Raw genomic sequence first — 24,917 nt, 5'->3', positions numbered from 1 at the left:
GTTCTTTGGGACGCAACAGACGCCATGCGAATCGCATATTTGACGGCCGGTGCCGCAGGCATGTACTGCGGCAGCTGCATGCACGACAACACTCTCGCCCGGGCGATGATCGCTCGCGGCGCGGACTGTCTTTTGGTGCCGACCTACACGCCGATCCGTACCGATGAAAAAGACATCAGCGACGATGTCGTCTTCTTTGGCGGAATCAATATCTTCCTGGAGCAGAAGCTTCCACTCTGGGGCCGCTTGCCCCATCGGCTGACTGCCTGGTTGGACCGCCCCGGACTGCTGCGGTTGGCAACTCGAAAGACCGGATCGACGAGTCCTCATCTGTTGGGTGCGCTGACGGTTTCGATGCTGCAGGGGATGCAGGGACGGCAGCGAACCGAGGTCGATCGGTTGTGTCGTTGGTTGCAAACGCATGCTGCGCCCGATGCGATCGTGCTCAGTAATTTCTTGATCGGCGGCTGTGTGACCGAACTCAAACGGCGGCTCGGCGTGCCGATTGTTGTCACGTTGCAGGGGGACGATATCTTCCTCGACTTCCTGCCAGCCAAGTATCGCGCGATGGCGATCGATCGGATGCGAGCCCTGGCCGCGGACGTCGATGGCTTTATCGTCAACAGCCGCTTTTATGGCGAGAAGATGGCGGCGATGCTGGGGCTTCCCGCAGAGAAGATGCATGTGATTCCGCTGGGTATCGATACGACCGGCTTCTTGTCTGATGCAGCCGAATCGCCACAGGACTCGATCGCGGATCCGGCGTCTCCGTTGCGGATCGGATACCTGGCCCGGATCGATCCGGCCAAGGGGCTGCATCGCCTTGTCGACGCGATGATCGAACTGGAGAGGACGCGTCAGCCGTCGGACCGGGCGATCCATCTGGATGTCGCCGGCTGGCTGGGCGAACAGCATCACGCATTTGCGGCGGATCAGTGGGCGCGTTTGGAGGCGGCCGGGATGGCGGGGCGGTACACCTATCACGGAAGCCCCGATCACGATGGCAAGTTGGACTTTTTGCGTCGCTTGGATCTGTTCTGCGTTCCGACGCAATACGAAGAGCCCAAGGGGCTGTATGCTCTCGAAGCGATGGCGACGCGGCTGCCGGTGATCCTTCCGGCGCATGGCGTTTTTCCCGAGTTGGCGGGAGAAAATTCAGCGGTCCATTTGGTTCCTCCCGGCGACGCGGCGGCCCTTGCCGAGGCGATCCGCACGCTGGCAAGCGACGCGGCGAGCCGGGAAAAACTGGCCGATCGTGGCTATCGCGCGGTAGTTGGTGAGCGTACTGTCGATCGTATGGCCGATCAGGTCCTACAATTGCTTAACGATCTCGCCGATGGCGGAAAACCCGTTGACCACTCTGCAGCCCGTCGCTAAATTATTGAGATCGCCAAGCGATATGATGGTGGGTATAGCTTAGTTGGTTAAAGCGCCGGATTGTGATTCCGGAGATCGCGGGTTCAAGTCCCGTTACCCACCCCTTCGTTTTTTCTTGGTTCGCTCGCTCGGAGCGGAACCTTATCGTGCCGATCGTTGTTCCGTACCAGCCGGAACTCCCGTCTCATCGGCTCGCCAGATTCCCAAGTTCCCGCGTCCGTAAAGCATTGCGCTCTACCGCCAACCTCCGTAGTGGAACACGTCAAGAGTTTCAACGTGAGGTATCTATTGCGTCGTTTAACCGCGTGCCCAACGGGCCGCGCGTCTCGCGACCCAAACTCTCGTCTCAAACGCGCGGGGCGATGCCATCGCGGTTAAACGAATTGCTTTCGTCTATCGCCACAGAGATTTCGGCGAGAGGTATTTACTGCGTCGTTTAACCGCGTGCCCAACGGGCCGCGCGTTCACTCGCCCCAAACGCCCGCCTCAAACGCGCGGGGCGATGCCGCCGCGGTTAAACGATTTGCTTCGGTTTTAGTCGTTGTTCGAACGTCTCGATGGCCTCTGCTACGGTACGGGGAATCTGTTTGGGGGGGCGCTCTCGTGTTTTGGGAACTCTCGGCACAACCCTCAGGGGTTCATCAATTCTTAACAATTCCTGGCGAGTGGCCCTCGATGTTTCTTGACATGTCTTACGTCTTGGAATACTGTACCTGGTCCTGCCAAATTCCCCTACCCACCCCAAGTTGCACGTGCTCTGCCGTCCAAACGGTCTGACGAGATGATGATTGCCAGACTGGGCATTTAGAGCCGCTACGTCGCCCCCGCAATGAAGTCTTTGATGAAATTTGTTGTATTGCCCGATGCGGGGCGCGATCTCTCTACTTGGCATGGGCCGTTGGGATTTTGAAGCAACTGTCGAATTGGACGTTGCCTCTATCGTTCGTCTTTGTCCTACCTCTTGCCTCGTATAGGTGTCGTTATGTTTTGTTGTAAAGGTTCGGTTCGCTCGCAACGCTTGCGTGCCGGGTTTACGCTTGTTGAGTTGTTAGTCGTGATCGCGATCATTGGGATTTTGGTCGGCTTGCTTTTGCCCGCTGTCCAGGCAGCTCGCGAAGCGGCGCGTCGAATGAGTTGCTCGAACAATCTGAAGCAAATCGGATTGGCGATGCACAATTATCACGACACGCACCAACGCTTTCCGTATGCCTATCGGACGTTCGACAATCCACCAGGCCCAACGGGGGTTCCCGCCGGAAGTACTCATGCCCGTGACACTTGGTTTCATCGCTTGCTGCCAATGGTCGAACAACGTGCGCTCTACGATTCCTACGAGGCGGATCATTCGCAGTTTATCAATCAAGCGAATCTCAAATTGCTGATCGAAACGGAAGTCCCCGCATTTGTGTGCCCAACAAACCCCGGATACGGGGGCGGTGCCGCCAATCAAGCCAACGGTTTCCAAGGAACCTACGGTGTCTGCATGAGCGGTTCGGAGACGCTAGGCATTACGATCACAACCAACGGCAAGGGGATGTTCTACAACGCGTCGAAGACACAGTTCCGCGACATCCTCGACGGCACGACGAATACGATCATGGTGGGCGAAGGGATCGCACGGCCGATGGACAACGTCGGCGCACACGGCGACTTAGGACAGTACTGGGGTGGTGCAACGTGGGGAGCCGCTGGATTTACGACTGCGGAACCGCCGAACACCTCGCTTCCCGACCGACCGCTCAGCTGTAAATCGACGACGGTCCTGGAAGCGCCTTGTTTGGGCACGACGTCGACACGAGGCGAGCAGTTCAACTTCTCGCGCAGCTATCATCCCGGTGGTGTCCAGGTCACGTTGGCCGATGCTTCGGTGCGGTTTGCAGCCGAGACGATCGACCAACAGATCTATCAGAACCTCGGCGATAAAGCCGACTCCCAAATCATTGGCGAGTGGTGATGAAACCGGACAATCGATGTGTCGCTTCCTCTCGTTCGATGAAGCGGCACCGGTCCGAATGTGAATTGTACCTGTCTGTTTTTTGTCATTTTCTTCATGAGTAAAACGTTGAATAGTAAGTTGGCTGCTGGAACTGTGGTTTTGATGATGTTGCTTTCGGGCTGCGGTGGTGGAACGGATCCCGAAGGATTTGTCCAATTGCCAGGCGAAGTGACGTGGAATGGCGAACCGATTCAGGACGGTATGATCATCTTCCGCGGTTCGGATTCAAGTGAGCGGAACGTCGCCGCGCCGATCACAGATGGGAAGTTTATCGTCAAGATTCAGCCCGGCAAAAAGACAGTCGAGGTGACTGCGATGCGCGAAGTCCCGGGCAAGTTTGGCGTCGGGCCTTCGGGAGAACAGGTGCCGTTGACCGAGGCGTATATTCCGGCGAAATACAACACGGCGTCGGAACTGACAACCGAAATCGTCGTTCCCGGAACGGAAACGCTCCAATTCGCGTTACAAGAGAATTAGACTTTTCAGGGATGATATCAAAGGCCGCTATCGATGTTTCGATCGCGGCCAGCTTCCCCTATCGTCCAATCGACATCCCGCCTTCTGCTTTGACAAGCAAGCGATCCGACGCGTCCAACCACCACGTCGATCCGTCTCCTACCGAATACGTATTGAATGAGAAAAGCAAGCACCTGTTGTTTCTTCTGGTCGACCGTCTGGGCTGCTGTTCTGTTGACTGGTTCGTCCTCGATTCAAGAACTTTCAGCCGAGGAGAATGAGGAGGCGGGGATTCGATTCTTCGAACAGAAGATCCGTCCCGTGCTTGTCGAACACTGCTATTCCTGCCATGCCTCCGACTCCAATCCGCTGCAAGCGGGGCTGCAAGTCGACTCCAAGGCAGGTTTGCTGCTGGGCGGTGATTCCGGCGAAGCGATCGTGCCGGGGAAACCGGATGAGAGTCTGTTGATCGAGACGTTGCGATACGATGATTCCACTTATCAGATGCCCCCTAAGGGGAAGCTCGCCGATTCGGTGATTGCTGATTTCGAGAAATGGGTCGCGATGGGCGCACCCGACCCACGCACCGAAGAGATGGGGCAGCTGCGGAAAGAATTTGATATCGATTCGCGCCGCGACTTCTGGTCTTTTGTCGTGCCCCAACGGGCAACGCTCCCCGAAATTAAAGATTCGGATTGGCCACAGCAGACACTGGATCACTTTATCTTGGCGAAGATCGAAGCGGCGGGGCTCACGCCCGCTCCGCCAGCGGATCGTCGCACGCTGATTCGGCGCGTCAGTCTCGACCTGACTGGCATCCCACCGACTTATGAACAGACCGAACGCTTCGTTGCCGATCCCGATCCGCAAGCGTACAAAAATCTGGTCGACGACCTGCTGGCATCACAGCACTACGGCGAACGCTGGGGCCGGCATTGGTTAGATGTCGTGCGATACGCCGAAGACAACGTGAACATGGGCGAACACAACGGCCCCTATCCAAACGCTTACCGCTATCGGGATTGGGTCGTTGCGGCGCTCAACGACGACGTCCCCTACGACGAATTCATTCGTCGTCAATTGGCGACCGATTTCTTGGAGCAGACAGGTCGCGAAGATCTGCCAGCCCTGGGGCTGCTGGGAATGTCGCCTCAATATCACAAAGAGTTGAAGCTGTCCCAGCTGACGTTGGAATCACAATATGCCGACGAATGGGAAGATCGTGTCGATGTGATCAGCCGCGGTCTGCTCGGCTTGACGGTTGCATGCGCCCGTTGCCACGACCACAAATACGATCCAATCTCGGCAAAAGACTACTACGCTTTGGCTGGCGTCTTTGCTTCGATTCGGCAAACGACACGGCCTCTGATTTCCGATGAAGCGATCGCTGCTTCTCAACCAGCCCGCGACCAAGTTGCGGCGCTGCAAGCGGAAACCAAAGAGATTCAAAAGCAGTTGAAGACGCTCGAGGCGAAGGTCAAGAAAGGTACTCAGACCGAGCGAGCTGCCCTCGACGCGGAAGCTAAAAAGCTTCGCGAGCAAATCACACAGAAGCGATTGACGATCGATCGGATTCAATCGACGACGCCCAACTTTGAAATTCCTGTCGCCGATGCCGTGACCGAGGAACAGGTGCGAATCGAACCGTTAAGCGAATCGCATCAGAAGATCGTCTTCTATCCCGAGAAGCCACGCGACTTGCCGGTATTTATCCGTGGCAATGTTTCAACTCCCGGAGATCCTGCGCCGCGAGGGTTTTTGGAAGTCCTTTCGCCCGACGCTTCGCAAGCGTTCCAACAAGGGAGTGGACGTTTGGAACTGGCCGACGCGATCGTGTCGCGCGATAATCCTCTGGCCGCTCGCGTGATTGTGAACCGCGTTTGGTTGTGGCATTTTGGCGAAGGACTTGTCGATTCGCCAAGCAATTTTGGATTGATGGGTTCGCTGCCGAGTCATCCAGAGCTGTTGGACGATCTGGCGGTCCGCTTTATGGACGCGGGCTGGTCGCTGAAGTGGCTGCATCGAGAGATCGTTCTTTCGGCGACTTACCAACAGGCCTCCATCGTCAGTTCCATAGCGGAAGCCGACAAGGTCGATCCCGAGAATCGATTGCTCAGTCGGTTCAATCGTCTCCGGATCGATGCCGAGGCGTTCCATGATACGCTGTTGTTCGCAGGCGATTCGTACGACCTCACGCTGGGCGGTCCGTCCGCTGAGATCGATAGCGCCAAGTTTCTTCGGCGTGCGATCTACGCCAAGATATCTCGCCAGAGTCCCAGCCAGTATCTGCAGGTTTTTGACTTCCCCGACCCGACGATCCACGCCGAACGACGCGGCGAAACAACGACTGCCTTGCAACAGTTGTTTGTGATGAATTCCGAGTTTGCCAAAGCTCAAGCGGTTCGGCTTGCGCAGCGGATCGATTCGGAAGATCCCGAAACGCGGGTTCGTGAGGTTCATCGGTTGCTGTTTGCTCGCGATCCAACAGCCGAGGAATTGCGACTGGGGAAAGCTTATCTTGCCGCTGGCACCGACCACTCTACGCCACAGTTACATCATCCACCTCGCTTCGCCGGCCGTCGGATTTCGGCGAAGATGCCGCAGTTGGGTGAGAGCTATTCGGTGGAGATGTGGATCAAAAACGAATTGCCGAACGATAAACGCCCCGTGACAGGCTATTTCTTCTCGCGTGGCAATGCCGACTCGCCGTATGTCGACGGGGACCATTTGGGAATCGGAGGCTCGAACACGCCCAACAGCCCAGGTCGGTTGCTGTTCTTTAATGGCAACGGAGCTCGAGTTTCGATCCTGGGACGGAGTGTCCTGGCACCGCACCAGTGGCATCATGTTGTGATGGTTCGCGAGGGAGCCAACGTGCGTGTCTATTTGAATGGGAACGCTAAACCCGAACTCGTCGGAAACGCTAGCCCCGTGTTCGATGCTGCGGTGGGACAGATGTTCATCGCAGGTCGATCCGATAATTTCGCAAATTTCGAAGGCCAAATTGCCAGCGTTGCTGTCTACAACCGCGTGCTTTCGGAAGCGGAGATCGGACACCATTTTCAAGCGGCAGAGTTTGAAAACGAAGACGTCCGGTTTGCGGATTACTCCCATGCCATCCTCGATGGCCAGCCCGCCGCCTATTGGCCGCTGTACGAATCAAAGCGACTGCCGCAAGTGATTCGCGATGTTGCGACCGGAATGCATGATGCAACCTATGAAGCAGCGACGAAAAACGCTTACGCGGTTCCCAATCGCTGGATCTATTACTGCCATGCGTTGTTGTGTAGTAACGAATTGCTGTACGTGGACTAATCGGGGGCCTGCCACGATTATCGAGTTCCGATTTTTGAACGCCAAGTTGAGCATATTATGAATTCCCCGTTCGATCCAACAACTTCGTTGCTCTCACGACGCTCCATTTTACGCTCCGCCGGCGGCGGGTTTGGAATGTTGGGACTAACCGATTTATTGTCCCAAGATGCGAGTGCCAGCAGCAATGCGGAGAAGCTTGGGCTGCCGCACTTTCCTGCGAAAGCCAAACGCGTGATCTTTTTGTTCATGAGCGGTGGACCATCGCAGTTGGACACCTTCGATCCCAAACCGGATCTACACAAATATGAAGGGCAGCGCCCGGCAGCTGTCGACATCCGGACAGAGCGACCGACATCGGGACTGTCGGCGTCGCCCGTTAAGTTCACATCGGCGGGTGAGTCGGGGATCCCGTTCCCCGAGTACTTTCCTCGGTTGGCCAAGCATGCCGATGAGATGGCAATTATCCGGTCGATGTACACCGATAATCCAAACCACGCTCCCGCCCTTTGTCTGATGAATCTGGGGGCGATGACGCCGACGCGTCCAAGCGTTGGATCGTGGTTGACGTATGGATTGGGAAGCGAAAACCAAGACTTGCCAGGGTATCTTGCGCTTTGTCCTGGCTTGCCCGTTGTCGGTCCCAAGCTGTGGGGAAATGCGTTTCTGCCCGGTGAGTTTCAGGGCACCTACATCCATACAAAAAAGACGTCGCCCGAAGCGATGATCCCGCATCTGCGGAACACCGAACTGTCGCCGAAGTTGCAGAAGGAACAGTTGGACTTGGTGGCGGCGATCAATCGTCAACACATGGAACAGCGAACCGATGCGGTCGATCTGGAGACGCGGATCTCTTCGATGGAGCTGGCCTATCGGATGCAGTTCGAAGCGATGGAAGCCTTCGATATCTCGCGGGAAACTCAGGCGACGCGGGATGCCTATGGAAGCAGTGAATTTGCCGAATCGTGCCTGCTCGCCCGACGGCTCAGCGAACATGGCGTTCGGATGGTGCAGGTTTATTATGGCAACCGTCAGCCTTGGGATACGCATTCCAACCACCAGAAACTCAACGGCAAACTGTGCAAAGATATCGATGGACCGATCGCACAACTGCTGACCGATCTCAAGGAACGCGACTTGTTAGACGAAACGCTGGTCGTATGGGGTGGCGAATTTGGCCGCACGCCGACTGTCGAGGGTGGCAGCGGGCGCGATCACAATCCGTATGGATTTTCGATGTGGATGGCGGGAGGCGGAATCAAGGGTGGGACGATACATGGAGCCACCGATGATTTTGGTTTCCGTGCGGTCCAAGATAAGGTGCATGTGCATGATCTGCACGCAACCATTATGCATCTGATGGGCATTGACCATCAGAAGCTAACCTATCACTATTCCGGGCGAGACTTCCGGTTGACCGATGTGCATGGTGAAGTGGTTCATAACATCATCGCATAGTCTTCGGGATCGCCGCTGGCGCTCTCAATATCCAATTCAACGACGCGATCCAAATCGATGGAAACGACATGCAGATAACAAAAATCGAAACCGCAATTCCCGACCAGATCATGCCGGGCTTGCTGTTGTTGCGAATCCATACCAGCGATGGGATCGTCGGTTGCGGCGAGACCTATTACGCTCCCGAATCGGTCGCCAGCATGTTGCACGATTGGATGCACCATCATCTGCTGGGCGAGAACCCGTTGGATATCGAACGGCACTGGCGGTTTCTGTACGAACGGACGACTAACTTTGGATCGCGCGGTGCCGAACTGCGAGCCATCTCGGCGATCGATCTCGCCCTCTGGGACATCCTTGGGCAAGTCACCAAGATGCCGGTCTGGCAACTGTTGGGCGGCCGTGTCCAGGATTCGATTCCGACTTACAACAGCTGTGGCGGTCCTTCGTATGGTGGCAAAACAGAGGATAGCTCCGGCCATATTTGGCCCGGCCATGGTCCGATGGGGAACCAGGGGCCGCTGAACGATTATTGGTCGATCGTTCATGAACCGGTTCAATTGGCGGAGGAGTTGATCAGCGAAGGTTACACGGCGCTGAAGACCTGGTCGACCGACTTCGCTGCTCACAAAACCAACGGCCCGCTGCACGTTTCGCTGATGGATGTGGAGAAGGCTGTCGAGCCGTTCCGCAAGATTCGCGAAGCGTTGGGAAACAAGATCGAGCTGATCCTCGATGGGCATGGTTTCTTCCAGCTGCCGATGGCGATTCGACTCGCCCAACACCTGCGCGAATTCGACCTGCTGTGGGCCGAGGATTTGTTGCGTGTCGATTCGATCGATACCTTAGCCGACTTCCGCGACAAAGCCGGAATCCCGTTGGCCGTGAGCGAGATGTTCAGCGGCCCCGATGATTTCCGATTGACGCTGGAAAAGCGTGCCGCGGATTATGTGATGATCGATCCGACTTGGGTTGGTGGGATCTCGCAAACGCGCAACATCACTCGCCTGGCCCAGTTCTACAACGTGCCGGTTGTGATGCACGATTGCACCGGGCCGCTGACGTTGTTGTCGGGCGTGCAAGTTGCCGCGACATCGAACAACGTGGCTTGGCAGGAAAGCGTTCGAGCCCACGTGCGAATGCTGTATCCGAAGTTGATCGATACGGAAGTCACGATCGAAAAGGGAAGGATCACCGTTCCCGAGCGAGCTGGAATCGGAGCCGCTTGGCAACCCGAACTGTTCCAAAGCGGCCAGGGTCAACATCGCATCACCAGTCTTTGATGCATCGGTTTTGGGGTTCGCTGTTTAGGGCAAAGCCACCGAGAACTTCGAAGACCACCGAGGCGTAGGCTCGCTGCAGTATATCTGCATGGTCGCTGGCCTTGGTGGCAAGAAAACGTTCTTTGGGGAACGCACCGCAGCGACACGGAAGTTTCGGCTGCTGTTTTAGGCGAACTCGATCGCGGCGTGCCTACGGCAGCTTGTTCTCGGTTAGCGGGAATTCAAACTCGAATTGGTGGCCTTCGGCACCCGGAACAAATTTGGTTCCCTCGCACAACACTTCGTTGGTAGGGTGAAAAGTCCACGCTTCAACGCGATTCTGGGCTGGGTGGAAACGGTACAGTCGGAGCCAACCGGTGCTGTAGTCCGAAAGAACTTGGTGGACCTGGTTGCCATGGTCACCAATCGCAACTTCGTGAAGCGAGTGGCTTCGGCTTTGATCACCGCAGCAAATCATGGAGAGGTTTGCATGCTTGCGAAAAGACTTGTTCCACATCTCATCAGGAGTATTGCCAAGTTCGCCATGAACCTTTTTCCATTGCATTCGTCCCTTGGGGGCATCCATGTAGTCGTTTGGTGCCTGAGGATGTTGCAGTGGTCCCAGGCACATGTGCGTCGTAATGATCGCTCGTCGGTCGCTGTGCTGGGTTAAGACTTCATCGGCCCACGCCAAGACATCGTCGGGTGCATTGCACTCCAGATGCAGAAAGACAAAGTCGATGCCGGCGGTTGAAAACAGTTGGAAGCTGTTTGCGTTGTTGCCCGAAACCTCGACGCCGTGCGTCTTGGGCGTGAAACATCCGCCGTACCATTCGCAATTGGCAAATCGTTCCGTCGGGAAGTATTTCTGGAACAGGGACGAATCGCCCGCTCGGGTCATGTCGTGATTGCCGACCGAGATGCCGTAGGGAACTTTGTCGTGAAGACGGTTCATGCACTGTTGAGCGACGATCCATTGTTCGTCGATGTTCTTATCGATAATGTCGCCAACATGACTGACGAAGACAATGTTCTGCTTCTCCAGATTGGCGAGCGTCCAGTCGATGTGTCGTGTGAATATCGCGTTAGATAGTTCACCCTCTTTGGGGCGATACGATTGTGTGTCGGGAATGACGGCAATCGAAAACGAATCCGCGCTGGCGGCGGGGAGGGTTCGTTTTTGAGCATTCACTGCTGAAGAGAGGATTCCTAGGTGAAATGTCAAGGCAAAGAACAGCAAAGGGAAGGGAAGCTTTTTGCGAGGGAAAATTGACACCGGTTGGTTACTCTTGAAATGTGGTTGGCTATATATATGAAAATACGGCAGGCAACTTGATCGTTCTCAAGTAGCGCTGCCGTTTGATTTTGCGATTGACTATCGCTTCTTCTTGTTCTCCGAGGGTTCCACAGCGAAATCATAGGTGGAATCCTGGTGTTCAAATTTGTGACTGGTGACGAAAGTGTCAAACAGTGGTTCGACGATGGGTTCGCCATCTTGGTCCATCTCGGATTTGGTTTGATATCCGGTGACTTCGAGGGTGTAGGCACCTCCGACCAAGCCCATGCCCGGCTGCGTCGAAAATTTGCCATCTTTCACATAGGCGACACTCGCCGGCCCTTGGTTGCCAGATGATGTGTCGGGAGCAAAAAGAATTTCACCTTCGGGCAATGGTTGTCCCTGAAACGTCACGTTGCCTGTCACACTGTATTTACCAGGCCCCGCGTCACTCGCCCCACAACCAACCAGTGCGGTCAGCGAAGGGACGAACAACAGTATAGCGACGGAGCAGGTGGAGATTCGAGTTGGAAATTGGATCACTGTGGCAGTCCTCCAATTGGCAGGGAATCGTTACGGATACCGAGTTGGCGATAGATGTTGAGGTCCATCGTTTCGCTAACGAAATTTACCGATCCGTCAGCCAGCAGCATATTGCAGCCACCGGGATGAAAACTGCCGAACAGTCGCGAGTATCCGGTTCGTGAATCGGTGCTGCCCATCGGGACACTACCGGTGGGAATGCGTGAATTGATTGGTTCGTACGTTCCAGCCATGGTGACCGGATGTGGCATCGTTCCACCGGTGCCGAGGCGAATCGATGAGGCCCAGCTGAGGTAAAAGGTCGAAACCGTGCCGGCTTCGGTCAGGTGGTACTTCGACTCGCCAACCAAAAATGTATTGGTCGTTCCGTCGGTGACATCGCGAAACTTGCTGTTCGAGTTCGCATACAGGATGCCGTTGACGAAGAAGACGTTGGAGTTTCCGCCCCAGCAGTTGACGGTGGTTGAGTCACCGCCCCCTTGGACGCCGAAGTAGCTAAGGTTATTCACGCCGCCACCCGAGGAAGGATCCGATGGGCATTGGTAGCTCGGGTTCTGTTCGAACCACAGTGGGCGGTTTGGTGAAGAACTGGAGACCTGGCTCGTGAACGAGGCGGACAATGGAAGGTTGAAGTCGTATTGGTCGTAACGCGCCCCCTCTTCCATGAAAGGCAGAATCAATACTGTCCATGGTGCGCCTTGCGTGGCGGCACCGGCGTTGCACCATGTGTCTCCCACGCCCTTAGTGACCTTTTCAGCCACGATCCCGCCAGCCGGAAAACTGCGGTGCGTATCGTGATAGTTATGAAGCGCCAAACCAATCTGCTTCATTTGGTTGGTGCATTGCATTCGGCGGGCAGCTTCACGTGCTGCTTGAACTGCAGGCAACAGCAAGCCGACCAAAATACCAATGATCGCAATCACCACCAACAATTCGACTAGCGTGAAACCTTCTGTTCGCTTTCTCATCATCTGAATCTTCATGTTTGTTTCTGTTGGGTTGTACCTAAATTGCTTCTTCGAATGACTTGAGTTTTGCCATGCATGGAGACTGTCGTCTTTGCGTTAGCACTAGGTGGGAGAGCCTAATCAGTGGATGGTTAAGCGAGTGTTAAGGCTGCGTGTAGATTGCGTTTCACTGTTGTTTTTTAAGCGGGGGTGCCTCCGGTTGGTGTTGGTGGTGCACCTGAGGTGGGGTGAGTTGGGGGTGCCGAAGGCCTGCGTTAGAAGCGCGTTCTGTGATGAACCAAATGGAAAATATTTGTTGTTGAACTCGTTGTTTGAAATGGGTTTCGAGTTGTTCTGGTCGTCATTGAGAGGGTGGGTGTATCTCTCTCTACAAAAAGCACTGTGCGGTCTCCCTGGACGCAACAGGTGGGGTAAGGTGGCTTAGCGCCCGGTTGGGCTGTTCTCATCTTGGCACCCCAGAAGCAAGAAGCGAATGATGATGGAGATGACATGGAAGAGTCCTGGTCCCTCTTGCGTCCATGGCGGGATGATCGTGGCAGGATGGTTTGGCCTGTTCGCTTCCTTCAGGCCCTGCTCCCCCTTGGCTTGTAAAAGGTTTCCAAAAAAACTTTCAGGTTGCACCAGCGAAAACTCGCGAATCGCTTGCTTCTTGCCAGACCCGTTGATTGGGGGGGCGTTCGGCTCTCCGTCGTTCGGATCGAATACTGACGGTTCGCCGGGGGGGGCTGGTGGTGAAGTGGGCGTCAGGAATCGTCGCCTTCGGCGGGGCTTTCGATTAAACGCGTGCGCCGACGGTGGTTGCTTATCTCGCCGGTGTTTTCTGGTTCAGTTGCCTACAACTGCGGTAGATGCTGCTCTAACATGGCGTTGAAACGTTTGCACCGCCTCTTTACCAAGCCGTTCTATGTTTACTGGACTGATTCGACCGCTGGCGACTAGTAAAACACTCGCTTATGTAGGCGGGCTCGCGTTGCTCGTGGGGGCCTACTCGCTGTTGCCGATCTGGTTGGAGTACTCTCGCTACCACGACGCGATCAACACGCCTTCCCAGTTTCATGGCGTGCTCTCGTTCGTGCTCGGATTGTTGTTGGTCTTCCGTACCAACACCGCCTACAGCCGCTGGTGGGAAGCTCGTATTTTGTGGGGCGGATTAGTCAACGCATGTCGCAATCTTGGGATCAAGTTGACAAGCAGCGACGGGCTGACCGACGAGACGCGTTCGCGGGCCTTGCAGTTGATCGTCGCGTTCCCGGTCGCGCTGCGGTGCCATCTGCGCGAAGAGATCGACGACGAGACGCGGGAATCGCTGGAGTTGTTGGTGGGCCGCGCGAAGCATATTCCTCAGGCGATCGCGGCTCAGTTGTACCAGATCGTGTGGGATGCCAAGCGGAGCGGGCGAATCGATGGGGACGAACTGCGGGTGCTCGATGCGGAACTGCTGCGATTGATGGATATCTGCGGCGGATGCGAACGGATTCTGAAAACCAGGATCGTCAAATCCTACCGTGTTTTCGCGCGACAGTGCGTCGGCATCTTTCTCGTTTCGTTGCCTTGGGCGATCGTGCACGACTTCCGAATTTGGACGATGTTTATCACGATCATCACGGCCTACTTCATGCTGGGGCTGGAGACCGTCGCCGAACATGTGGAGACGCCGTTTGGGTACGACGAGGACGATCTGGATCTCGAGTCGCTGTGCGCCACGATCGATACGACGGTTCACGAGACCTTTAGCCACCACGTGCCAGCTTAAGTCTGCGCAGCTGTCAGCCAACCGCAGCCCGCTCTCCGCGGCAATTGCTGACAAGCCCTGTCGGCGCGACTAGAATCGAACCAACATCCCGCCTCCCTAACCATCCACAGGGAATTTGAAATGCGTGTTCGCGAAGCTGTTCGGCCCTTGGGCAACGTTGTTCTCTGGATCTTGGTCTGCTGTTGGTTCGATGGAGCGACGGCTCAGGAGGTGGTCACGTTCGAATCGGTTCCCGAGGAACGCGAACCGATCACGGCGGACGAGCCGATGGCTGCTGAGTTCTCTGCAAAACAAGCGGCGATCTATATGGACCGCGCCGCGTTGACTTGGCAGAAGGAAAAGAACTGCGTGACCTGCCACACCAACATGCCGTACATGTTCGCTCGCCCGGCCCTTGCTTCGGTGCAAAAGGATTCGGGCGAAGTGCGTCAGTTCTTTGAGGAGTACCGCACGGTTCGCTGGAAAGAGAAGGGGCCGAACGTGAACAACGGCTTCTGGCCGATCGTCGTCGCGGCGGGGCTAACGTTTAACGATCTGCAGACGACGGGGCATTTGAGTCCGGTCGCGCGCGACGTGCTGGATATCTTGTGGACCGTGCAGCGAGAAGACGGCGGCTGGGCTTGGCCCGATTGCGATTACGCTCCGATGGAGATCGACGACCACTACGGCGCGACGGTCGCCGCGCTGGCGATCGGGATCGCTCCCGACGGATACTCACAGACAGAACTGGCGGTGGCGGGGCTGGAAAAGCTACGCGGTTATTTCGAAAACAGCCCGCCGAAATCGTTGCATCACCGCGCCATGTTGGCTTGGTGTTCGGTACGGATCGACGGCATCGTCAGCGACGAGGAGCGAGCGACTACGCTGGAGCAATTGTTAGGAAATCAATTGCCCGACGGAGGTTGGTCGACCTCCGGTTTCCTGACCGATTGGAAGGATCTGCTGCACCCCGACGCTCCGCCGTTGGATACCGACACGAGCGATTCGTACGGCACGGGCTTGGTGATCGTGATCAGCCGCGAGTTGGGCGTTCCCGCCGACGATCCGCGATTGCAGCGAGGAATCGAGTGGTTGTTGACGAACCAACGCGAGAGCGGCAAGTGGTTCACGCGTTCGCCGGTCAACGACGCGGGAAACCTGATCTCCAACACCGGAACCGCGTTGGCGGTGCTGGCGCTTCAGTCGTGCGGCAAGTTGCCCGGTTGGCCGCTCGAATCTCAGAAGCCATCTCGGTAGAAGACAAGCTCGTCGATCTCACGACACACGTCGATCGGTCGTTGGCGGAAGGTTGCCGTTCCGTTTCGAGATGCCGAGAGGTTGCCGGCCAGAGAACGGCCGGCAACGATGTTTAGCTATACTCGACTGGATCGATACCCATGGCGGTTGCCGCGACTACTGGAGATCGAACTCAATCTCACCGGGGCCGTCTTGCGTGACCGTTGCGGTGAGCGTTGTTTCGGTGCTGCTGGAGTACTTTGGCGGAAACAGGTCGACGCGCTGTGGAATCGGTGCCTGTTCCGATAAGGGAACGCTCACTTCGGCCGTTTGGCCACCGAGCAACGCGGTTTGATACTCCGCCTCACTCATCCCCTTGGGCGGCATCGATTTCGAGATCATGACCTTATATTCGCCCGGTACCGCACCTTGTTGTGTTTCTCTGGGTGAGACCGTTGTCCTGAGTTCCGCGTTCCCTTGTGCATCGGTTGTTCCCGTAGCGATCGCACCGGATTGCATCGATCCGCCAGAGCGGGAGAAAATCACGGTCGCACCTTCGATCGGTTCCCCATGGAGTTTGACATTCGCGGTGACTTCCACAACCGGCAGCCCCGAGCCGCCGCATCCACAAAGCAGCATCGTCAGGAAAATGGAGCCAACGGCCTGCGCCGAGTATCGATTTCGCATCAACAAGACCTCAAGTGTTATTCGTAAATCAGAACAAAAGTAGACGACCCTGTCGCAGATCTACCGTTGGCCGGGCAAGAAATAGGACCGGCCAACGAGCGAGGTTCGCCTGGGAGTGAAAATAGAAAAGCCGGATCGGGAATCGGTCAGAAAACGCCAATCGTTTCGCGACCATGGCGAGTCCCCAGTGCTCCCCAAACTCCATAGGGGCTGGGGCCAGAGGTGGCTTCGGGAAGCGTGGTGTCACCGGTATCGATCGTTTCGGCGATGAACCGCACGGATCCGTCGACCAGCGCGGCACTGATTCCACCGGGATGATAACTGCTGGCCGCCGTTAGGCCCCAAGAATCACCCCAGTTATCATTAAGGCAGCTCGGGCTGTTCGGGGGCAGGACGGTTTGGAAGCCGCAGAACGTCGAGAAGCCGTGGTGCCACAGTCCTCCCATTGGCCGCGACGACTGGACCGAGACTCCCGACAGGTAGAGGCCGCCGGCTGCCTTCGCAAGGCACAGGCTGGGATTTGTGTTCAAGCTACCCACGTTGTTTGCCGCCAACCCGCGGACTTCGATAGCGTCGACGGCGTTTGCGCGATCGGCAATCAATAGCGTGTTGCTGGTCCCGTCGACGACGTCGCGGAATTTGGTGTTCGTTCGGCGACCAAACATGCCGCGCGTATTTGTGTTTGCGTGGGAGTTGGCAATCATATCACCCAAATTGATGGCATAATTCAATCGCCCCTCTGCCGATCCGTAGGCAAGGCCCTCAGGAGCCGACGGGCAGCGCAGGGCGGGAATATTCATCGTCCATGGCGTGTAGTAGAAGAAGTCGCGTGGCGGGCCAAACGGTTGTGTAGCAGCACCGGTTGTCCAGTTGCTGGAAATGATGTCGTACAACGCCGATTGTTCGAGATACGGCAGCAAACCAACCGTACCACCAATCGTTTCTTCGTTGCCGATCGGGCTGTCGTTGCGTCCCCCGGTGTTCGACAATCCGCGCATCCATGGGAGTGCGTTGTAGGTGTCGTGGTAATTGTGATAGGCCAGGCCGAGCTGTTTCAGATTGTTGCCGCATTGCATTCGTCTCGCCGCTTCACGCGCTGCTTGCACCGCTGGCAACAGTAGCCCTACCAGAATGCCGATAATGGCAATCACGACTAGCAACTCGACCAATGTAAATCCACGACGTTTTCTTAGTGGGTACATACTGCGCACTCCTGTCTTCTGATGGATGATAGAACGGGATAACGGTCAATTGTCAATCTGCTGCATGTGGTGGTTGCGGGCCAGCTGTTTTGGTGGGTTTGTTCGCTTTTTTGCGAGTCGACTACGTTCTGCTCGTACCAGAAGTGCCCTATCCCGTTCTGTTCGTACGGTCCTACTACGATCGATCGGAGCTGGGGATGTCGAGCATAAACCCAATGCCTAGTTATACTTGCGCCGGCATCCTGCGACTGGAAGCTCGCGAGCGAACGGCAATTTCAGCGAATGAGGCTGTAGGGTGATCGGTGCTGCCACGATCTTGGGCTTAACGACGAAACGCTGCCAGCGCATCGATATGGCTCGCAGCGCTCCACGGCCCCCCCCCGAAGCGTCACGAAAAACGGGACGCAAAGGATTCACAGCACGAAGAGCGAGGAAATGGCAGGTCTGGAGTCCGGGGGATCAATCCGAGGGCTTGTCGCGATCGATCGTCAGCAGAGCGCTGTCGATCAGTTCCAGGGCGGAATCGAACCGCTGGTCGACATAATAGATCGCCCACTGCGGCGGTTGTTCGTCCTCTTCAAGCTGTGGGTAGCCGATCAGGTCGAGCAGTTGGAAGGCGTGCGGATCGGAGTTGTCGACTTCGACGCTGTAGATCAGCGAAGGCTGGTCGTCGACCGCTTCGTTGGCATCGCCCCGTTGGTTGATCTCGACAAGGATCCGATACGGCATCGGTTCTTCCGGATCGACCGGCAACATGTAATCGGCTGGATCAAAGGAACTGTTTTTTGTAGCGCCAGAGATCGCGTCGACGTCGACTCCTGCGGCGGCGGCAAGCTTCGCTTTTTCATACTCCTTCACTTTGAAGGACCAGTACGGCAGCGATGCTTCGTTGTCGGCAGACTCGGGTCGGTGGAGCGTTCTGATGTGGTAGAACGAAGAGTTTTCGATCCAGATCGCAAACTCCGGCGGATCGGCTGGATCAAACGCGTCGCCCATTCGGACCGACAGCGTCAGCTTGTAGTGCGGCGCGGGAGTGTATTGGTAGGTCAGTCCGTCGTCGTGAAGCTCGAATCGGTCCAGTGCAGGTCCCAGATTTCCGCTCAGCCCAAGGAGCGCCTTCACCGGTTGCGGTTGCATCGCGATCGCGGTGGTGAGCGCAGCGGTGACGGCCAGGTTGATCCACATCCACTTGCTGCGCAGGTAGCGTTTCAGCGGCCGCAGGTTGTTCGCCAGATGGAAGCCGACAACGCCGATGAACAGGAAACCCATCAGCGCATGCAGCCCGACGATCGTCATCGAGAAGGGACGCACAAACGCTAGCACACCGGTCACCGCGATCACCAGGAAGGTCATCGCGGTCAGCAACGATACAAAGCTGCGTCGCATCGCGTTTAGGCCTTGCCGGGGATGATGGCGCCATGCTCGCGCAGTACTTTGTGGATTTCGGCCAACGGAACTTCCATCGGCGTCGTTCCGGTTTGAGCGGCCAGCGATGCGGCGACACCCGCGGCTTGCCCCATCCCCATGCAGGAGGCTTGGACGCGCAGGCCAGAGTTGGCCAATTGGTCGCTGCACAGACAGCGGCCAGCAACGATCAGATCGCGACTTCCCTTCGGAATCAGAGCACCCAGCGGGATCGTTGGCACCGTCCCCGGCTTCAGCGGTTTCGGTCGGACGCCCGTCTTGGTGTGCAGATCGACTGGATAAAAGGCGTTCGAAATCGCGTCGTCGAACTGGCGGCCGGAGGTGTAGTCGTTGACGGTGACCATCGTCTCGCCAACGATCCGGTAGCTCTCGCGGAACCCGGTCTCGGGCTGCAGATGCATCAGCCGTTTCTTCTCGGCACGGACCTTGGCGAGGACCGATCGCCGGCCCGTTAGGTTCGCTTGAGTGACGGTCCGCGAGTTGCTCGAATCGGCTCCGTGGACGTACAGGCGATGGACTTGTTCGCGTCCGGGTTGATGTTCTTCGCCGATTTTGAAGAGCATCGAACCGGGCTGCCGCACCTCTTCCCGCAGTCGGTCGAAACCGAGCAGGCCGACAACTTCTGCGCCGCCGGTGCAATCGATGATCTGTTTACAGAGGATCCGGCGTTGGGTGCCGAAGCCGACACAATCGACTTGCCAGCCATCGGCGACGCGTTTGGCAGCTTGTGGGAATTCGTAATACGCCAGTTCCACGCCCGCCTTGTGGCACTTCTCTTCGGCCAGAATCGCGTACAGGAATTGATTCGTGTAGACCTGGTTCTGCCAATGACGCTGCGGGACTTTGGCAAAATTAGGCAGCTCGCCGCCGTCGAGCTCGACGCTCTCGCGGACCAATTCCCAACCGATCCCCGCGATCACCTGTTTGCCCCAGGCGTCGAACAGTCCCGGAAACGCGACGCCGCCGGTTGTCATCGTTCCGCCCAATTGGCTGCCCCGTTCGACGAGCATTGTCTTCGCGCCGGTTCGGCCGGCTTGGATCGCTGCGATCGTTCCAGCGGTTCCGCCTCCAACAACAAGCACATCGACATGGTTGGAGATCGTGGCTTCGTGTGTCGGTTGATTGTCCGGTTCGGCGGCGACGGTAACGTGCGAGGTCGATGCCAGCGCCATGCTGGCTCCCGCAGTGCCTAACAGTGAATGCTGGAGGAAATTACGTCGATCGGGTTGTGCGTCGTGTGGTTTCATGCGTGTTGGCAATCTGTAGCTGGAGACGGTCTTCGGCGGTGTCGCAATCAGGTCGCTTGCGGCGGACGGTACCGGGTGGGGTTGGGGCCAATGGGTAGGCGAGCTAGCAAATTCGAACTGCGCGTCGTCGGCCCGTGTGGAACCAGGAAATGCGCTTCCTAATTCTAGATGGGGGCCGGGTTGACTGTAACCCTGATTTAATGGGAGCTTCGTGACCGCTAGGTTCGCATCGGTCCGATGCGTTGCAGTGCAGCGATGACAACGACAGTCGATGGGAGTGGCGCAATGGGAACGTCTGGCGTGCCGGATCGATGCAAGCCAATCGATGATTGGTTTTTGCGATGAAGTCTCGATGAAATCTCGCGGGAATCCAGCGAATCTCCGAGGCATTGATGGCGGGTTGAAATCGAGCGAAAGCGTAGGAAAAGTTGGCGAAATGGAGTGTCATGGTCGACGAAATACCAATCCCGTGGCTTGCCGTGATGCCGGAAGAGAACTTGTCAACACCTGACGGTCCGCTAAAATACTCGGGGAGCACGAGGTTCCTCCTCGTGTCACATATCTGCTGCACCTGCATTTTGATTCCCATGCCAAACCGTTTCCGACTCGGACGACTTGACGGAATGATGCCGTGCATCATGTTGGTCCTGCTTGCGCTGCCAAGCTTGGGACTGACCATGTCGACGTCGCGTTCGCTGTTTGGCAAAGAGCGGCCTGTCGAAACCGAAGAAGTCGAAGAGCGAGTCGCTTGTTCTTCGCAGCGTCGCGAGCGAGCATCGCGTCCGCTCCAACGCGTGTTGGCGGCGGTTTTGTCGACTCCCGCACGCTGGTCAACGCTCCGTGCAATCGCTCGTCCTATGCCGATTGACGGACATCGAATCGCCAATGGCCTCTTAGCGCCGATGCGGTGTTAGCTCCGCTTTCTGTTTGTTTCCACGTCGTCTGAACCCCTTCGTGCAATCGCGATCATCGATTCACGCTACCGGTCCGTTGATAGGTATCCGGTGATGGTTGAGATGTCTTTGTCCAAAGAATTGCTGCGCTTGTCGATAGCGTGGGCGCACTTTTAGTTCAACGGTGCGCTCGGCTTTTGCTCGGGCTCCGCAACGATTGTTGCTATAGAATTCATCACAGAAACGGTACGTCGATGCCTCAAAATACTAACTTGTTTTCACCTTCTACAGTTGCCCGTGACCTCGTCGCCGGGCTGGTCGTCTTTTTGGTTGCCTTGCCATTGTGTCTGGGCATCGCGTTGGCTTCGGGAGCCGATCTGTTTTCAGGTCTGTTATCGGGAATCGTGGGTGGAATTGTGGTCGCTGTGATCAGCGGTTCTCACACCAGCGTCAGCGGCCCAGCAGCCGGTTTGACCGCGATTGTTGCCGCTCAGATCGCGGTCCTCGGTTCGTTCGAAGCTTTCCTGTTGGCCGTTGCGATCGCCGGTTTGATCCAAATCGGATTTGGGATCGCCAAAGGGGGAGCGCTGTCGGCGTTTTTCCCCTCCAGCGTTATTAAGGGTCTGTTGGTTGCGATCGGTATCATCCTGATCCTGAAACAGATTCCTCACGTCTTTGGTCACGACACCGATCCCGAAGGAGAGATGTCGTTTCAGCAGCCCGATCACGAGAACACGTTCTCCGAATTGTTGACGATTGTCGCTGGCGAGATACACGTCGGCGCGATGGTTGTCGGTCTGCTGTCGGTTGCGTTGTTGGTCGTCTGGGACCGGATCCCCAAGCTGAAAAAATCGCTTGTTCCCGCCCCGCTGATCGTCGTCTTTCTGGGCGTTGGTTTGAGCATGTGGTTCCAGGGGATGGGAGAGCAGTGGTCGATCACTGCGAGCCATCTGGTGCAGATTCCGATCGCCGGTAGTTTTTCGGAGTTTGTTGGGTTCTTGCGGTTGCCCGACTTCACCCAGGTTGTGAACCCGGCGGTTTATATTGCCGCGATCACGATCGCCGTGGTGGCTTCGTTGGAAACGCTTTTGAATCTGGAAGCCGTCGACAAACTGGATCCCGAAAAACGCAATTCGCCCTCCAGTCGCGAGTTGATCGCGCAAGGTTGCGGTAACTTGACCTGTGGATTGATCGGTGGTCTGCCGGTCACGTCGGTTGTCGTTCGCGGTTCGGTCAATGTCGGTGCGGGGTCGAAGACAAAACTCTCCGCTATTTTCCATGGCGTGTTGCTGCTGTTGAGCGTTGCACTGTTGCCGCGTTACATGAACATGATTCCGCTGTCGGCATTGGCTGCGATTCTGTTGGTGACCGGTTTCAAATTGGCTAGCCCCAAACTGTTCAAGCAGATGTGGGACGAGGGACGCTACCAATTCTTGCCGTTTATCATCACCGTCGTTGCGATTGTCTTTACCGATCTTCTGATTGGAATTTTGATCGGCTTGGCGGTCAGCGTGCTGTTTATTTTGAACAGCAATCTCCGTAGACCGATTCGCCGGATTGTTGAAACGCATCTGGCCGGCGATGTAACGCATATCGAATTGGCAAACCAAGTCAGCTTCTTGAACCGAGCGGCGATCGAACGGGTCTTGAACGAATCAAAGCGTGGAAGCGACTTGTTGATCGACGCATCGGATTCGGATTACATCGATCCGGATGTTTTGAGTTTGATCCGCGACTTCAAAGAGAACGTGGGGCCGGCTCGAGGTATCACGGTCAGCTTGAAGGGGTTTCGAGCGAAGTATCAATTGCAGGACGAGGTCCAGTTTGCTGATTATTCCAGTCGCGAATTGCAGGACCGGGTCGCTTCGGATCAAGTGGTCGAAATTCTCCGCGAGGGGAATCGGCGATTTGTCGATGGCACTCGGTTGAATCGCGACTTGGGCCGACAGGTCAATGCGACGGCGATGGGACAAAATCCGCTGGCTGCCGTCCTCTCCTGTATCGATTCGCGGGTTCCCGCCGAATTGGTTTTCGATCTCGGCGTGGGGGATATCTTCAGCGTCCGCGTGGCGGGAAATATCGTCGGTACAAAATCGCTAGGCAGCCTTGAATATGCCGTTGGCGTAGCGGGAGTCAAGTTGGTTGTGGTCCTTGGCCACACCCGCTGTGGTGCCGTGACCGCCGCGGTCAATCTGGTCGCCAATGGCCAGGATGCAATGTCGGCGACCGGATGCCAGCACCTGCAGGCGATCGTCGATGAGATCGCACCAAGCGTCAGTGGAATCGATTCCAACGCGTTGGATGGAATGAGTGAGGAAGCGTTGGAGACGTACGTCGATGAGGTTGCCAAGCAGAACGTCTGCCGGACGGGTGAAGAGATCTTGCGGCGCAGCGACGTGATCGGCAACGCTGTCAAAGCGGGGACGGTGAAGTTGGTTGGCGCCGTGTACGACGTCAAATCGGGAAGGATCGAATTCCTTGATATCGAGGGTTCGCCGAACGAATCCGAACCGCTGAAGGCTTGCCAGTAGCCGAGCCCATGGTTTGAGAAAGCCTGATCGCGCCGAGCCTGCGGCGCGAGTGGATCCGTGGAAGCAGCGGATTTGTTTAGGATCGAAACGAGAAACGAAAAAAGCTCGCCTCTCCTTGAATGGGAAAGGCGAGCTTATTTTATAGGTTTATCGTTTTCGGTCGAGTTTCTATTCGCTGATCACTTCGCCATTCTGAGCTGTGTTCAACGGACGCCAGACGGCGACGTTGTCGACCGTTTCGGAGAAGAAGCGAACCGATCCATCGGCCATCGCCGTGTTGACGCCGCCTGCGTGGTAGCTTCTTGCCGCGGCGTAAACGTTTTCGGTATCGCGTTCTTCGGTGCAAGCCAACAACGGGAACTTGGTATCGGGAATCGCTTCGTCGCACGCTGCGATCACATCCCGCTCACGCGAGTTGGGATTCAGGAAGGCGGAGAAGACCGTCGCTCCCATCGCTGGGGACATCCAGACGCCGCGGATGTCGGGGCTGGACGTTCCGGTTAGCCCGTCGCTGCCGATGATCTCGCTGAGCGCCACGGTGTTGCTCATCCCGTCGGTAAAGTCGCGGCTGCGCATTCCCTTGTTGTGCTGGAATTTGTTGGACGTGCCGCTGGCTGAATAGACCTTGGTAGGCGACAGATAGACGGTCCCAAACGCACCGCGGGTGCTGGAGGATTCCCAGGAGAGCATGTTTCCCGAACCCCAACTGGCTGCGTAGTTGCTCCCTTTGCCGAGCGCTTCGAGCCCGTAACCGCCATCGCTGAATTGCTTCGAGAGCTTGACCGCCGAAGGGCATCGCGAGAACGCAGGCAGTTGCTCGCGTCCAAAGTTGGAGTTGGTGCTCATGGCTTCGCAGTGATCGCAAGGGTTGGACGTGCTCACCATCGCTTTGTCACATACCTTCACTTGTTCCCAAAGACCGGGTTGTTCGACGTAGGGTAGAACGAGCGCTAGCCAGTGCCAGCCCAGTTGCTCTTGTCCGTGCTGCCAACCGCCGGTCTTAAAACGATTGTCGGTTGTGTCGAAGTTGACGTGCCCCGGTGGCAGCGACCCGTAGGTGTCCATGTGATTGTGCAACGCCAGCCCGAGTTGTTTCATGTTGTTTTGGCACTGCATTCGTCTTGCCGCTTCGCGCGCCGCTTGAACCGCTGGCAGCAGCAAGCCGACAAGAATTCCGATGATCGCGATCACGACCAACAGTTCGACCAGCGTGAAGCCACGGCGGTTCGAACGATCTGAGAGGGGGGAAGTCTGTTGTAAACAGCACACAGGGAGTTGCTCCGGTTTTGTATCAAATGAATCGAAGTCTGCGTGGC

18 protein-coding genes and 1 tRNA gene are annotated in these 24,917 nt (G+C 56.6%); 11 read left to right on the top strand and 8 right to left on the bottom strand.

Annotated elements, in window-relative coordinates:
- The first annotated feature begins 24 nt into the window (after positions 1 to 24).
- The 7 genes from EC9_RS19980 (at position 25) to EC9_RS19950 (ending at position 9,882) form a co-directional block, all read left to right on the top strand.
- Positions 25 to 1,377, top strand: coding sequence for a glycosyltransferase family 4 protein (locus tag EC9_RS19980; protein ID WP_145347900.1), 1,353 nt, complete (start codon positions 25 to 27; stop codon positions 1,375 to 1,377).
- 28 nt (positions 1,378 to 1,405) lie between these two features.
- Positions 1,406 to 1,479: transfer RNA gene (locus EC9_RS19975), tRNA-His, on the top strand.
- An 880-nt stretch (positions 1,480 to 2,359) separates the two neighbouring features.
- A complete protein-coding gene (locus EC9_RS19970; protein ID WP_145347899.1) occupies positions 2,360 to 3,331 on the top strand; it encodes a DUF1559 domain-containing protein in 972 nt (323 codons plus the stop codon).
- 108 nt (positions 3,332 to 3,439) lie between these two features.
- On the top strand, positions 3,440 to 3,850 hold the full coding sequence (locus EC9_RS19965) for a hypothetical protein (protein WP_145347898.1): 411 nt from the start codon (positions 3,440 to 3,442) through the stop codon (positions 3,848 to 3,850).
- 156 nt (positions 3,851 to 4,006) lie between these two features.
- Positions 4,007 to 7,144 (top strand): DUF1553 domain-containing protein, encoded by a 3,138-nt coding sequence (locus EC9_RS19960; RefSeq protein WP_145347897.1) that lies wholly within the window; start codon positions 4,007 to 4,009, stop codon positions 7,142 to 7,144.
- A 57-nt stretch (positions 7,145 to 7,201) separates the two neighbouring features.
- On the top strand, positions 7,202 to 8,599 hold the full coding sequence (locus tag EC9_RS19955) for a DUF1501 domain-containing protein (protein WP_145347896.1): 1,398 nt from the start codon (positions 7,202 to 7,204) through the stop codon (positions 8,597 to 8,599).
- Positions 8,600 to 8,667: 68 nt separating this feature from the next.
- Entirely contained in the window at positions 8,668 to 9,882 is a 1,215-nt protein-coding gene (locus EC9_RS19950; RefSeq protein ID WP_145287494.1) for a mandelate racemase/muconate lactonizing enzyme family protein, read from the top strand.
- 190 nt (positions 9,883 to 10,072) lie between these two features.
- Here EC9_RS19950 and EC9_RS19945 read toward each other — a convergent pair whose 3' ends face one another.
- The 3 genes from EC9_RS19945 to EC9_RS19935 all read right to left on the bottom strand — a co-directional run bounded on the left by EC9_RS19945 (position 10,073) and on the right by EC9_RS19935 (position 12,648).
- A complete protein-coding gene (locus EC9_RS19945) occupies positions 10,073 to 11,053 on the bottom strand; it encodes a metallophosphoesterase (RefSeq protein ID WP_246105789.1) in 981 nt (326 codons plus the stop codon).
- A gap of 183 nt (positions 11,054 to 11,236) precedes the next feature.
- Complete coding sequence (locus EC9_RS19940; RefSeq protein WP_145347895.1) at positions 11,237 to 11,680, bottom strand: hypothetical protein; 444 nt, start codon at positions 11,678 to 11,680, stop codon at positions 11,237 to 11,239.
- Positions 11,677 to 12,648, bottom strand: a complete 972-nt coding sequence (locus tag EC9_RS19935) for a DUF1559 domain-containing protein (protein WP_246105788.1) — start codon at positions 12,646 to 12,648, stop codon at positions 11,677 to 11,679. Before EC9_RS19935 ends, EC9_RS19940 begins: the two co-directional genes overlap by 4 nt.
- Positions 12,649 to 13,552: 904 nt before the next feature.
- On the opposite strand from EC9_RS19935, the gene EC9_RS19930 reads away from it, so the two are divergent.
- Entirely contained in the window at positions 13,553 to 14,401 is an 849-nt protein-coding gene (locus EC9_RS19930) for a bestrophin family protein (RefSeq protein WP_145347893.1), read from the top strand.
- A 120-nt stretch (positions 14,402 to 14,521) separates the two neighbouring features.
- On the top strand, positions 14,522 to 15,637 hold the full coding sequence (locus EC9_RS19925) for a prenyltransferase/squalene oxidase repeat-containing protein (RefSeq protein ID WP_246105787.1): 1,116 nt from the start codon (positions 14,522 to 14,524) through the stop codon (positions 15,635 to 15,637).
- A gap of 156 nt (positions 15,638 to 15,793) precedes the next feature.
- Here the strand turns inward: EC9_RS19925 and EC9_RS19920 are convergent, their stop codons facing one another.
- The 4 genes from EC9_RS19920 to EC9_RS19905 all read right to left on the bottom strand — a co-directional run bounded on the left by EC9_RS19920 (position 15,794) and on the right by EC9_RS19905 (position 20,177).
- Positions 15,794 to 16,303 carry a carboxypeptidase-like regulatory domain-containing protein gene (locus tag EC9_RS19920; RefSeq protein ID WP_145347892.1) on the bottom strand — a complete coding sequence of 170 codons (510 nt, stop codon included), beginning with the start codon at positions 16,301 to 16,303 and terminating at the stop codon, positions 15,794 to 15,796.
- A gap of 146 nt (positions 16,304 to 16,449) precedes the next feature.
- Positions 16,450 to 17,505 carry a DUF1559 domain-containing protein gene (locus tag EC9_RS19915; protein ID WP_145347891.1) on the bottom strand — a complete coding sequence of 352 codons (1,056 nt, stop codon included), beginning with the start codon at positions 17,503 to 17,505 and terminating at the stop codon, positions 16,450 to 16,452.
- A gap of 459 nt (positions 17,506 to 17,964) precedes the next feature.
- On the bottom strand, positions 17,965 to 18,891 hold the full coding sequence (locus tag EC9_RS19910) for a DUF4405 domain-containing protein (protein WP_145347890.1): 927 nt from the start codon (positions 18,889 to 18,891) through the stop codon (positions 17,965 to 17,967).
- A 5-nt stretch (positions 18,892 to 18,896) separates the two neighbouring features.
- Entirely contained in the window at positions 18,897 to 20,177 is a 1,281-nt protein-coding gene (locus tag EC9_RS19905) for an FAD-dependent oxidoreductase (RefSeq protein ID WP_145347889.1), read from the bottom strand.
- Between the two features lie 587 nt (positions 20,178 to 20,764).
- On the opposite strand from EC9_RS19905, the gene EC9_RS19900 reads away from it, so the two are divergent.
- Both EC9_RS19900 and EC9_RS19895 read left to right on the top strand, forming a co-directional pair.
- Positions 20,765 to 21,091 carry a hypothetical protein gene (locus EC9_RS19900; RefSeq protein ID WP_246105786.1) on the top strand — a complete coding sequence of 109 codons (327 nt, stop codon included), beginning with the start codon at positions 20,765 to 20,767 and terminating at the stop codon, positions 21,089 to 21,091.
- Between the two features lie 233 nt (positions 21,092 to 21,324).
- Positions 21,325 to 23,601: a SulP family inorganic anion transporter gene (locus EC9_RS19895; protein WP_145347887.1), complete on the top strand. Its 2,277-nt coding sequence runs from the start codon at positions 21,325 to 21,327 to the stop codon at positions 23,599 to 23,601.
- Positions 23,602 to 23,769: 168 nt separating this feature from the next.
- On the opposite strand, the gene EC9_RS19890 is transcribed toward EC9_RS19895, so the two are convergent.
- Complete coding sequence (locus tag EC9_RS19890; protein ID WP_246105784.1) at positions 23,770 to 24,870, bottom strand: DUF1559 domain-containing protein; 1,101 nt, start codon at positions 24,868 to 24,870, stop codon at positions 23,770 to 23,772.
- Positions 24,871 to 24,917 lie beyond the last annotated feature (47 nt).

It is taken from the genome of Rosistilla ulvae (assembly GCF_007741475.1).
GTDB lineage: Bacteria > Planctomycetota > Planctomycetia > Pirellulales > Pirellulaceae > Rosistilla > Rosistilla ulvae.
Note: the sequence above shows the minus strand (reverse complement) of the source record. Positions and strands in the feature narration are given on the sequence as shown.